13 protein-coding genes are annotated in these 11,568 nt (G+C 67.4%); 9 read left to right on the top strand and 4 right to left on the bottom strand.

The window, feature by feature from the left end:
• Positions 1-7 precede the first annotated feature (7 nt).
• Both HII36_RS30060 and HII36_RS30055 read left to right on the top strand, forming a co-directional pair.
• Positions 8-1,117 carry a trypsin-like serine peptidase gene (locus HII36_RS30060; RefSeq protein WP_407940834.1) on the top strand — a complete coding sequence of 370 codons (1,110 nt, stop codon included), beginning with the start codon at positions 8-10 and terminating at the stop codon, positions 1,115-1,117.
• 183 nt (positions 1,118-1,300) lie between these two features.
• Positions 1,301-2,848 carry a trypsin-like serine peptidase gene (locus HII36_RS30055; protein ID WP_173526647.1) on the top strand — a complete coding sequence of 516 codons (1,548 nt, stop codon included), beginning with the start codon at positions 1,301-1,303 and terminating at the stop codon, positions 2,846-2,848.
• Positions 2,849-2,901: 53 nt separating this feature from the next.
• Here HII36_RS30055 and HII36_RS30050 read toward each other — a convergent pair whose 3' ends face one another.
• Positions 2,902-4,260: a hypothetical protein gene (locus tag HII36_RS30050; protein ID WP_173526646.1), complete on the bottom strand. Its 1,359-nt coding sequence runs from the start codon at positions 4,258-4,260 to the stop codon at positions 2,902-2,904.
• Between the two features lie 227 nt (positions 4,261-4,487).
• A complete protein-coding gene (locus HII36_RS30045; RefSeq protein WP_328807955.1) occupies positions 4,488-5,696 on the bottom strand; it encodes an NAD(P)-dependent malic enzyme in 1,209 nt (402 codons plus the stop codon).
• Positions 5,697-5,978: 282 nt separating this feature from the next.
• Between HII36_RS30045 and HII36_RS30040 the strand changes: the two genes are divergently transcribed.
• From HII36_RS30040 to HII36_RS30025, 4 genes are all read left to right on the top strand, one after another.
• Positions 5,979-6,836 carry a transporter substrate-binding domain-containing protein gene (locus HII36_RS30040; protein ID WP_173526644.1) on the top strand — a complete coding sequence of 286 codons (858 nt, stop codon included), beginning with the start codon at positions 5,979-5,981 and terminating at the stop codon, positions 6,834-6,836.
• A gap of 3 nt (positions 6,837-6,839) precedes the next feature.
• Positions 6,840-7,667: an amino acid ABC transporter permease gene (locus HII36_RS30035; RefSeq protein ID WP_173526643.1), complete on the top strand. Its 828-nt coding sequence runs from the start codon at positions 6,840-6,842 to the stop codon at positions 7,665-7,667.
• Complete coding sequence (locus HII36_RS30030) at positions 7,664-8,407, top strand: amino acid ABC transporter ATP-binding protein (RefSeq protein WP_173526642.1); 744 nt, start codon at positions 7,664-7,666, stop codon at positions 8,405-8,407. The genes HII36_RS30035 and HII36_RS30030 overlap by 4 nt, the downstream gene beginning before the upstream one ends.
• 156 nt (positions 8,408-8,563) lie before the next feature.
• Complete coding sequence (locus tag HII36_RS30025; protein WP_173526641.1) at positions 8,564-8,989, top strand: CGNR zinc finger domain-containing protein; 426 nt, start codon at positions 8,564-8,566, stop codon at positions 8,987-8,989.
• Here HII36_RS30025 and HII36_RS30020 read toward each other — a convergent pair.
• A complete protein-coding gene (locus tag HII36_RS30020; protein WP_268959644.1) occupies positions 8,959-9,279 on the bottom strand; it encodes a S24 family peptidase in 321 nt (106 codons plus the stop codon). The two genes, HII36_RS30025 and HII36_RS30020, sit on opposite strands and share 31 nt — an antisense overlap.
• A 67-nt stretch (positions 9,280-9,346) precedes the next feature.
• Between HII36_RS30020 and sodN the strand changes: the two genes are divergently transcribed.
• The 3 genes from sodN to HII36_RS30005 all read left to right on the top strand — a co-directional run bounded on the left by sodN (position 9,347) and on the right by HII36_RS30005 (position 11,099).
• On the top strand, positions 9,347-9,748 hold the full coding sequence (gene sodN / locus HII36_RS30015; protein ID WP_217370137.1) for a superoxide dismutase, Ni: 402 nt from the start codon (positions 9,347-9,349) through the stop codon (positions 9,746-9,748).
• Positions 9,749-9,876: 128 nt separating this feature from the next.
• Positions 9,877-10,302, top strand: a complete 426-nt coding sequence (locus HII36_RS30010; RefSeq protein ID WP_173526639.1) for an anti-sigma factor — start codon at positions 9,877-9,879, stop codon at positions 10,300-10,302.
• Between the two features lie 17 nt (positions 10,303-10,319).
• A complete protein-coding gene (locus HII36_RS30005; protein ID WP_173526638.1) occupies positions 10,320-11,099 on the top strand; it encodes an RNA polymerase sigma factor SigF in 780 nt (259 codons plus the stop codon).
• Here the strand turns inward: HII36_RS30005 and HII36_RS30000 are convergent.
• Positions 11,096-11,479 (bottom strand): hypothetical protein, encoded by a 384-nt coding sequence (locus HII36_RS30000; RefSeq protein ID WP_328807954.1) that lies wholly within the window; start codon positions 11,477-11,479, stop codon positions 11,096-11,098. The genes HII36_RS30005 and HII36_RS30000 overlap by 4 nt on opposite strands.
• Positions 11,480-11,568 lie beyond the last annotated feature (89 nt).

The following is an 11,568-nucleotide window of genomic DNA, read 5'->3' as shown; positions in this document are numbered from 1 at the left end:
GTGGGGCATCTACGTGGGTAAGCAGGCCTTCACCCACTACGACTTCTCGAACTACGAGGACTTCGACCGCGACTACGCGTTCGTCACCGTCTACAACGGTGTCAGCGTCGCCGGCAGCGGTGGCGGCTGGAAGCAGGTCAGCAAGGCCGAGTACGACGCGTTCCAGGGTGACAAGGAGATCAAGAGCGTCACCCTCGACGAGGAGACGTGGAAGAAGGAGGCCGCCCAGTACGGCGAGGCTCCTGTCGGCCCGTACTTCAAGGACCAGGTGAAGGGCGAGCGTCTGCCCGTCGGTCACGACTACCAGCCCAAGGCTGGCGAGACCCTCTTCCCGCTGGGCAAGGAGGTCGACTCCTACACCTACGAGAAGGCCACCAAGCTCGCCAAGCCGTACAACAACGGTCAGCGTTGCGAGGGCCAGTGCCCGATCGAGGTCGATGGCAAGCTGAAGCTCGACACGAGCGAAGACCCCATCGCCATCACCGAGGCTGAGTACAAGGAGCTCGCGGCCAAGAAGGCCAAGGGCGAGTACCTCGGCAAGCTCGAGGCCAAGGACGGCAGCTGGTACAAGACCCAGTACTGGGTTGTCCAGTGGTACGCGATCAAGGACGACTACGTCGTCTACAAGAAGATCACCGGCTACTTCATCAAGGAGCCCTTCGCCGTCACCATCAAGGACGTCGGTCGCCTCGGTGACAACGTCGGTGGCCAGGGCTTCGCGTGGAACCAGCCGACCGGCAAGTACGTCCGTACCTTCGGCTACCCCTACGCCAAGCACCCCGACGGCTCCAAGCCCTACTCCGGCGTTACGCCGAAGTGGTGCTACGGCAAGACCGGTGCGAAGGCCACCAAGGTCGCCTCGCTGAAGATCGAAGAGCACGTTGCGCTGAAGTGCGCCGTCACCGGCGGCTACAACGGCGCCCCGTGGCTGCTCAAGTACAGCAACGCCAAGCGCATGGGCTACGTCAACGGCGTCACCAGCGTTCTGTACGACACCGACAGCAACGACCGCTGGGACTACATGTCCACCCCGTACTTCGACGGTGAGACCGCTGCGGTCTACACCGCCGCGGCGAACGTGTGGTCCGGCAGCATCATCCCGAAGGCTGACAGCTAATCTTCGGAATGATCCTCGAGCCGGGGGTCCAAACCCCAGCTCGAACCCAGCTCAACCCGAAGGGCCTGGCACCAGCCAGGCCCTTCGGCCTTTTCACAGCAAATTCGGAGAAGATCCCTTATCAGAGTGACCAGTGGGTCGATAGGGTCTTTACGCCCGTTTTGTAAACTTGTGGAGCCTCCCGTGAAGCGCCTGCTCATCCCCCTCGCTGCCGCTAGTCTGAGCGCCGCCGCGCTGACCATGCCCGCCAGCGCCGACCCGCACTGGGTCACCGACAACCTCATGCCCAAGCCTGCCGACGCCTACGGAGCCGCCGCGTTCTGGCTCGACGCCAACGGCGCCGCCCTCCGTAAGGCCACTCAGTACTACTGGGACGCCAAGGACGTGCCCAAGCTGGTCGCAACCCAGAGCAAGGACGGCGCGGCCGACGGCAAGCCCGGCATGACCGCACCGATCGGTGTCACCGGCCAGCCCCCCAAGGTGCAGAACGTCAACCTGCCCAAGACCATCGGCAAGGTGTTCTTCATCGACCGCGAGGGCCGCTACCGCTGGTGCTCGGCCACCTCGATCCAGTCCCGTCACCGCAACCTCGTCGCCACCGCCGGCCACTGCGTGTACGAGAACGGCAGGGACGTCTTCTCCAAGTGGGTGTTCGTACCCGGCTACTACCAGGGCAAGGCTCCGTGGGGCGTTTACCCCGGCGCGTACGCCTTCACGACCTATGACCTCGACACCTACGACGACTACGACGGCGACTTCGCCTTCGTGGCCGTGCACAACGGCTTCTCGATCGTCGGCCACAAGGAGGTCACCAAGCCCGAGTTCGCCGCCTGGGCCGGTGACAAGTGGATTAAGCACGAGGAGATCAAGAAGGAGGAGTTCGAGCCTGCCTTCGCCAAGTACGGGCCCGAGGGGCCGTACTGGTCCAAGGACGTCGATCTCACTCCGGAGAAGGTCGGCCACGACTACAAGGGTGAGAAGACCCTGATCAAGGTCGAGGTCACCAAGGCCGACTATGCGGCCGCGCCGAAGAGCACCGATGACAACAAGAACGGTGAGCAGTACGAGCAGGTCGGTCCGACCGCCATCAGCCAGGAGACGTACAAGAAACTCGCCGCGGAGAAGGCCGCGGGCAAGTTCTTGGGCTGGTTGGATGTGGAGAAGGACAAGAACGGTACCGAGATCGCCTGGTACGAGACCCACTACTACCTCAAGCAGTGGGTCAAGACGGGCAAGACGGTCAAGTACTTCCGTGACCACTACTTCATCGGCATCGCCAAGGACACCGGCCGCCTCGGTGACGTGGTCGGCGGTCAGGGCTTCGCGTGGAACCAGCCCCTCGGCCAGAAGACCATGGTCTTCGGCTACCCCAGCGCCCCCCACCCCGACGGCGACAAGCCGTACTCCGGTGTCACGCCCAAGTACTGCTACGGCAAGACCGGCACCAAGACCTACCAGGCCAACATGTTCAAGGTCGAGACGCACCAGGTACTCAAGTGCTCGATGACCTTCGGCGCCGACGGCGGCCCGTGGCTCATCAAGTACAACAACAGCAAGCGCCTCGGTTACGTCAACGGTGTCACCAGCACCTTCGCCGACCAGGACGGCAACGACCGGATCGACTTCATCAGCTCCGCCGTCTTCGACGGTGAGACGGCCGCGGTCTACGACAAGGCGAACTACGCCGAGACCAAGAGCATCGTCGGCCCGAACGGCGAACTGCTGAAGTAGGGCACGAAGAAGCCCTGGGCCACCGCACTGGGCCCAGGGCTTCTCGGCATGCCTCAGACCGAGGTGAGCTCGCGGGTGCGTTCACGCAGTTGCGCGACCACCCGCTCGTTCTTGTAAGGCTCCAGCCGCCGCCGCAGATCCGCCGCGTACGACCGCGACCGCGCCGACTGCAGTTCGCTCGCCAGCGTCAGCGCGTTGCCCGCCGCCGCGCACGCCTCCTCCAGTTCCTCGCACTGCAACAGCCCCGCCGCCAGCAGCGACAGGTTGAACATGCGGCCGCGCACGTACCTGCTGTCCATGTCGAGTGAGCGGCGCGCCTGACGGACGGCGCGCTCGCCCTCGCCCAGGTCGCGAAAGCAGTGCGCGAACTTGGCCGACAGGTAGGCCTCGTCGAAGTAGCTGAGCCACTTGGGCTCCTCGGCGGGCTTGCGGGCGTCGAAGGCGCACTCGGCCTCGTGCAGCGACGCGCCGCAGGAGCGGGCGTCGCCGAGGCCGGCGTGCGCGTGCGCCTCCAGCACATGTGACGACGCCAGCAGTGTCATGACGCCCGCCCGCCTGGCCGCGAGTTGCGCGGCCCTGGCCAGGTCGAGCGCGTGGGCGGGCTGACCCATGTAGATGGCCTGGTGTGCCATCCCGGCGAGGATCTCGCCGCCCAGCGTGTGGTCGTCGGCTCCCCTGGCCAGTCGCAGCGCCTGGATCAGGTAGCGCTGGGCGAGGCCGTGCTGCTCCATGTCGTAGGCCATCCAGCCGGCCAGACGGGTCAGCTCGGCGGCGGCCGCGGCGAGCTGGCGGCCCGTCGATTCGCCGTACGAGCCGTCCTTGAGCAGCGGGGAGACCGCGGTGTCGAGGTATTTCACCACGGACGAGCGGACCCGGCCGCTGCCGAAGCGATTGTCGAGCTCACCGAACGAGCGGGTGACCTCGTGGATGGCGGCGATGTCGGCCCTGCCGACCCGGCGCGTGCCGGTGCCGCTCGGTCGTCCCTCACCCGGGGACGTCAGCCAGCGTACGGCTCCTACGGAGCCCGCCCCTATCGCGAACGTCGAGTCGATCAGGAACCTCCGTCTCTCTACATCGGCCCGCCACAGCGCCGTCACGGTCGCGACCCCCTCCTGCCACGTGTGCGTGAACTCCTGCCCGAGATCGAGGGGTGTAGTGATGGCCGGCATGCCGAGGTCTTCGGGGCTGATCGGCCTGCCGAGCCGGAGCGCGAAGATCTCGGTAAGTAGGCATGGCACCGGGTCTCTCGGCCGCTGACCACCGATCCAGCGCAGCACGGAGCTGTGGTCGTACTTGAGGCCGGGAGTGCCGCGTGCGGCTCCCAGGTCGTTGAGGCGCCTGGCCAGCCCCTTGTGGGAAAAGCCCGCCTCCGCGATGAGCTGCTGAAGCAGTCGATTGGGCTCGCGTTCCATCGCTCTCCTCGTCACAGGAGTCGGCGCCCGCATCCTTACAGAGAGCTTTTTTATAGCACGCTGAGTAAAGGCTTTATGGCAGTTCCCTAAGTTCACCCGAACTCCGTCCCGCCCTCTGGCCGCTGCGCCCGTCCTCCTCGATGGGCATCTCACCTACCCTCGGCGAGGTCCGGGGAACACGTCGTGAGCGGAGACCTTGCGGTCCCCGCTCACGTACGCGGCGGTGCTCAGCGGCGGGCGACCCCGTCGACAGCGGCCTGAGCTGCGACGGCGGCCGTCACGGCGGGCGCGACGCGGGCGTCGAACGGGCTGGGGATGATGTAGTCGGACGAGAGCTCGTCGCCGACGACGCCCGCCAGCGCGTTGGCCGCGGCCACCTTCATGTTCTCGGTGATCGTGGCCGCGCGGACGTCCAGGGCGCCTCTGAAGACCCCGGGGAAGGCCAGGACGTTGTTGATCTGGTTGGGGAAGTCGGAGCGCCCGGTGGCCACCACGGCGACGTGCTTGGCCGCGATCTCGGGGTGGACCTCCGGGGTCGGGTTCGACAGGGCGAAGACGATCGCGTCGGGCGCCATGGACGCGATGGCCTGCTCGGACACGGTGGACCCGGACAACCCCACGAACACGTCGGCCCCGGCCAGCGCCTCCTCGGTGGACCCGGTGTGCCCGGCGCGGTTGGTGTCGCGGGCCAGCGCCTCCTTGACCGGGTTCAGCCCCTCCCTGCCCTGATAGATCATGCCCTTGGAGTCGGAGACGGCGATGTCGCCGATCCCGGCCTCCAGCAGGATCCTGGTGACCGCGACGCCGGACGCGCCCGCGCCGGCCACCACCGCGCGCAGGTCGCCGAGCGAGCGGCCGGTCAGGCGGGCGGCGTTCTGGAGCGCGGCCAGCACGACGATGGCGGTGCCGTGCTGGTCGTCGTGGAAGACCGGGATGTCGAGCACGTCGCGCAGCCGGTCCTCGACCTCGAAGCAGCGCGGCGCGCTGATGTCCTCCAGGTTGATCCCGCCGAACGAGGGCGCGAGCCGCACCACGGTCTCGACGAGCGCGTCGACGTCGGTGCAGTCGAGGCAGATGGGGACGGCGTCGACGTCGCCGAACTCCTTGAACAGCAGCGCCTTGCCCTCCATGACCGGCATGGCCGCGGCCGGGCCGATGTCGCCGAGCCCGAGCACGGCGGTGCCGTCGGAGACGACGGCGACCACGTTGGAGACCCAGGTGTAGTCGTCGGCCAGCGACGGATCGTCGGCGATCGCGGTGCAGACCCTGGCCACGCCGGGCGTGTAGGCCAGCGACAGGTCGTGGGCGTCGCGGACGGGAATGGTGGAGCGCACCTCGAGCTTGCCCCCGCGATGCACGGCGAAGGCGGGATCGAGGTCGAGAGAGTCGGTGTTCGTGGAACCTGAGACGGAAGCAGAAGCGGGCGTGGCAGCCACAGCGACCCCTGTAGTCATCGTTACGGAAGAGACCTTCGAGCGGACGTCGCGAGAGGGCTGGCTTCGGTAGCTGCCAGGTTCCCCTCGTCGAGCGTCTCGTTGAGGGGGTTACGGGGGTCACCCGTCTCCCCATACTGCCACATGGTGAGATGGGCTTCGGTGTCAGTGCCGACGCCGTTCTGTTGACGCATTGTTAAATCCCACGTGACGGACTGCAGCTAAACCCCATTTAAACTTCACAAAACCCAACTTTCGTGGCATATCACTACGAGGAGGCCGAACATGGCCCTCAGCCCCAAGGGCCGCCGCGGTTACGCCGCCGGCGCGCTCGCTTTGGTCGCCGCTCTCGCCCTGAGCGCGTGCGGCAGTGACAAGGGAGGCTCGACCTCCGCCACCAGCACCGCGAGTGCCGCGGGTGGCGCTACGGCCAAGCTGGTCAACGAAGGCAAGCTCACGGTCTGCACCAACATCCCCTACGAGCCGTTCCAGTTCCAGGACGCCGGCGGCAAGATCGTCGGCTTCGACGTGGACATCATGGACCTGGCCGCCAAGAAGCTCGGCGTCACGCAGGAGATCGTCGACATCGACTTCGCCGTGATCAAGAGCGGCGCCGCCATGGCCGCCAAGAAGTGCGACGCCGCCGCCGCCGGCATGACCATCACCGACGAGCGCAAGCAGAACATCGACTTCTCGGTGCCGTACTTCGACGCCACGCAGGCCCTGCTGGCCAAGAAGGGCACCGGCGCCACGTCCCTGGACGACGTCAAGGCCAAGAACCTCAAGCTGGGCGCCCAGGCCAGCACCACCGGTCTCGACTACGTCAAGGGCAAGGGGCTCAACCCCACCGAGTACGCCGACTCCGCCAAGGAGCTGCTGGCCCTGCAGGCCGGCCAGGCCGACGTGATCGTCCAGGACCTGCCCGTCGTTCTCACCTGGCTCAAGAAGCCGGAGATCGCCGAGAAGTTCGAGATGATCGCCAGCCTCGACACCGGCGAGCAGTACGGCGTCGGGCTGAAGAAGAACGCGGACCCCGTCCTGCTCAAGGCCATCAACGACTCGATCGAGGCGGCCAAGAAGGACGGCACGTACGAGCAGATCTACGTGAAGTGGTTCGGCAAGAAGCCCGGTGAGCTGAGCTGATCCATGACCGAGCAGCCGAAGGTGGCTGGGCCGGCCCGTGCCGGGCTCAGCCCGCGTAAGAAGCAACGGATAGTCCGCGGTGTCCAGTACAGCGTGCTGGTCCTCGCTCTTGTCGGACTCGTCCTGTACGGGGACTGGTCCAGCCTGGCAGACAACTTCGCCAAGCTCGACGTGGCGGAGAAGGCATTCCCCGAGCTGTTCACGATCGCGCTGAAGAACACGATCATTTACGCGGTGGGCGGGTTCATCTTCGCCTTCGCGCTCGGTCTCGTGCTGGCGCTCATGCGCCTGTCCCAGGTCGGCCCGTACCGGTGGATCTCCGGCATCTACATCGAGGTCTTCCGCGGCCTGCCCGCGCTGCTCATCTTCCTGATGATCACCTTCCTGCCGCTGGCGCTGCCCGGCTTCGAGGTGCCCGGCGGGAAGTACGGCGAGGGCATCCTGGGCCTGGGCCTGGTGGGAGCCGCCTATCAGGCCGAGGTGTTCCGGGCCGGTCTGCAGGCCGTGCCCAAGGGGCAGACCGAGGCGGCCAGGTCGCTCGGCATGTCCGCGGGCCGGGCGCTGGCCACCGTGGTGGTCCCGCAGGCGATCCGGATCGTGATCCCGCCGACGACCAACCAGTTCATCGCCCTGCTCAAGGACTCGTCGCTGATCCTCTTCCTGGGGGTCTCCGGCGAGTACGTCGAGCTGGCCAAGTTCGGCAACGACCTGGCCTCCAGGCACGCCAACGCCACGCCCATCATGGTGGCCGGGATCACGTACCTGATCGTCACGATCCCGCTGGGCTACCTGGTGCGCCGGCTGGAGGCACGTACGGGGAGGGCGCGATGAGCCACGCGGTCGAGATCAAGGACCTGCACAAGTACTTCGGCGCCAACGAAGTGCTCAAGGGCATCGACTTCGCCATCGAGCCCGGCCAGGTCGTCTGCGTCATCGGCCCGTCAGGGTCGGGCAAGTCCACGCTACTGCGCTGCGTGAACCTGCTCGAGACGCCGACCAGGGGCAAGGTCTTCGTCGAGGGCGTCGAGCTGACGCATCCCGATGCGGACATCGACGCGGCACGCCGTCGCATCGGCATGGTGTTCCAGCAGTTCAACCTGTTCCCGCACATGACCGCGCTGCAGAACGTCATGATCGCCCAGCAGCGCGTGCTGAAGCGGAGCAAGAAGGAAGCCGAGCTCATCGCCCGGGAGAACCTGGACAAGGTGGGGGTCGGCGCCAAGTGCGACGCCTACCCGCTCCAGCTCTCCGGCGGACAGCAGCAGCGGGTGGCCATCGCCAGGGCCCTGGCCATGAACCCCGACCTGATGCTGTTCGACGAGCCCACCTCGGCGCTCGACCCCGAACTGGTCGGCGACGTGCTCACCGTCATGCGCAAGCTGGCGGAGGAGGGCATGACCATGCTCGTGGTCACCCACGAGATGGGCTTCGCCCGCGAGGTGGCCGATCGGGTGGTGTTCATGGACGGCGGCGTCATCGTCGAGGACGGCGCCCCCGAGCAGGTCATCGGCGACCCGCAGCACGAGCGCACGCGTACGTTCCTGCGCCGCGTGCTGCACCCGGAGGGCTGACCCTGGCCCGCGGCGCCGACCCCGCCAGGCCGACCCTGGCAGGTTCAGCACCACCGCGAGAAACGGCGGGGGCGTGTCCCATCAGGTGACACGTCCCCGCCGTTTCGCGCGCCCGGCCCGGCACAGCAGGGCACGGGCGGCGTGTAATACTCGAGCATGGACCTCACCTCTTACGCGGAGTGGGCGGTCCGCCTGGTCAACGACCCCGGCCCGCCGCCCGAGCTGCACGACCTGCGCGACGACCTGGCCGCCGTCTTCGACCTCGCCACCGACGAGGAGGCCATGGTCGCCAAGCTGAACGCCCTGCTGGTACGCCACCCGGTGCGTCCCCAGCTCTCCGGCCACGACGGCCAGCGCTGGCACCTGCACCTGGCTGAGACCTCCGCCGCCGCGGCCGTGATGGGCCTGGCCGCAGTGGTCGCCGAACTCGGCCCCGACAGGCTCGGCCGCTGCCAGGACCCCCGCTGCGCCCGGGCCTTCCTCGACACCTCCTCCAACCGGTCGCGCCGCTACTGCTCGGCCCGCTGCGCCACCCGCCAGAACGTGGCCGCCTACCGCGCCCGTCTCAAGAGCGGCCAGTAACGCAGCACGACCCGGCCCACGATGTCGTTCACCGGGCCGAAGTCCCAGCTGTCACGGCGTCCGCTGGCGCGCTGGTTGTCGCTCTCCAGCCACCAGCCGTCCGCGCCGTGCCACTGGGCGCGCTTGACGATCAGCCGGTCGGGCTCGCCGGGCAACCGCGCCACGACCAGGTCGCCCGGGTGCACGGTGGCCCCCCTGCGCACCAGGAGCCAGTCGCCTGGAACCAGCGCGGGCCGCATCGAATCGCCCTCGACACGCACTCTCATGGGCTGTGACCCCCTACTCCGCAGGCGTTTGCGACCCGAGTAAGGTCGGTTAGTGGACCAAGCTGATTCAGCATCAAGGAAGGACTTTCTGATGCTCGCACGACTGCTACGACCCAAGCATGTCGCTTCCGCACACTGCGACCTGCCCTGCGGCGTCTACGACCCCGCCCAGGCCCGCATCGAGGCGGAGTCGGTCAAGGCGATCATGGAGAAGTACGCAGGCAACGAGGACCCGGTCTTCCGCGCTCGCGCCCTGACGATCAAGGAAGAGCGCGCCGAGCTCGTCAAGCACCACCTGTGGGTGCTGTGGACCGACTACTTCAAGCCGCCGCACCTGGAGCAGTACCCCCAGCTGCACCAGCTCTTCTGGGACGCCACCAAGCTCGCCGGCGCGGCCGGCGCCAAGGGCACGGTGGACGTCGCCAAGGCCGAGGACCTGCTGGGCAAGATCGACGAAATCTCCAAGATCTTCTGGGAGACCAAGGCCGCCTAAACCGGCACATAAGGGCTCTGTGCGGTGGCAACCGTGCAGAGCCTTTTCCGTTGATGGCGAGTCTGATTCTGCCAAGCACCTCTCCGGGGCGGTAAGTTGCAGACAGCGTCGTATACGCGAGGAGGAACGTGACCGAGGAAACCGAGACGCGGGCGGAGACCGAGGCCGGCATCCGCGACGTGGTGAGCATCAGGCTCCCCGCCGCGAGCGCCTACCTGTCCGTGCTGCGTACGGCAACCGCCGGGCTGGCCGCGCGGCTGGACTTCACGCTGGACGAGATCGAAGACCTGCGGATCGCGGTCGACGAAGCGTGCGCCATGCTGCTGAGCGAGGCGGTGCCAGGCACCGATCTGATCGCCGAGTTCGAGCTGACCGGGCAGGAGATGCAGGTCCGGGTCGAGGTGGTGACGGTCGGCAGCTCCGCGCCGAAGCGCGACGACTTCGCCTGGATGGTGTTGACCGCCCTGGCCGACGACGTCGACGCGGTGACAGACTCCCCCGATCGCATGGCGATCGTCCTGCGTAAGCGCCGCGGCGGCGGGAGCCCGGCGTGACGGAAAGGACTGGAGCCATGGCCACCAGCGAACACGCCGTGCCCGACAGGGTGCGTGCCCGCATGCTCTTCGCCGAGCTGGCCGAGCTGGGTCCCGAGGAGCCGCGCCGTCAACGCATCAGGGACGAGCTGGTCGAGCTCCACCTTCCCCTGGTCGAATACCTGGCCCGCCGCTTCCGCAACCGGGGCGAATGGCTCGACGATCTGACCCAGGTCGCCACCATCGGCCTGATCAAGTCCATCGACAGGTTCGACCTCAACCGCGGCGTGGAGTTCTCCACGTACGCCACGCCCACCATCGTCGGCGAGATCAAGCGTCACTTCCGCGACAAGGGCTGGGCCGTGCGGGTGCCGCGCCGGCTGCAGGAGCTCAAGCTGTCGCTGACCAAGGCGATCAGCGAGCTGTCGCAGCGCGAGGGCCGCGCGCCCACCGTCGCCGAGCTGGCCTCCTATCTCAAGATGACCGAGGAGGAGGTGCTGGAGGGCCTGGAGTCGGCCAACGCCTACTCCACGGTGTCGCTCGACGCGCCCGACTCCGGTGACGACGACGCGCCCGCGGTCTCCGACTCCCTCGGCATCGTGGACGAATCGCTGGAGGGCGTGGAATACCGCGAATCGCTCAAGCCGCTGCTCGAACGGCTGCCGCCGCGCGAGAAGCGGATCCTGCTGCTGCGCTTCTTCGGGAACATGACGCAGTCGCAGATCGCCACCGAGCTGGGCATCTCGCAGATGCACGTCTCGCGCCTGCTGGCCAGGACCCTGGCCCAGCTGCGCGAGGGGCTGACCGCGGAAGACTAGCTCTCGTCGCCGTAGAGCGCGTGGGTGGTGGGAGGCGCCAGCAGGGCCGCGAGCCCGGCCAGGGCCACCACGATCAGCGGGATGCCGAGCCGCGCCTGGCCGGACTGCATGAGCGTCCAGGCGACGGGCAGCACGAAGATCTGGGCCAGCACGCCTGGCGCCCTCCCCCACCGCTCCTTCTTGTACAGCCCGCCCCAGGCGACCCAGAGCAGCCCGGCCCCGACCAGCACGCCGAACACCGCTTCCGCGATGGCGGAGGTGACGTCGTCGGGCTTGCCGACCAGTGACTCCACTGCCACGAATCCGCCCAGGCCGAGCGCGACGAGCCCTTCGAGGGCGACCACGGCGGCGGCGACGATCAAACTCCACGGACGCTTCACACCGGAAACCCTATCCATCGGGTGGCCCGGTGCTCTCCGGTACCAAAGTTCTTCGGAGAATCGGACGTTCGGTCGATAAGGCGGGCAAG

Source organism: Nonomuraea antri, assembly GCF_013283785.1.
In the GTDB taxonomy this organism is placed as follows: Bacteria; Actinomycetota; Actinomycetes; order Streptosporangiales; family Streptosporangiaceae; genus Nonomuraea; species Nonomuraea antri.
Note: the sequence above shows the minus strand (reverse complement) of the source record. Positions and strands in the feature narration are given on the sequence as shown.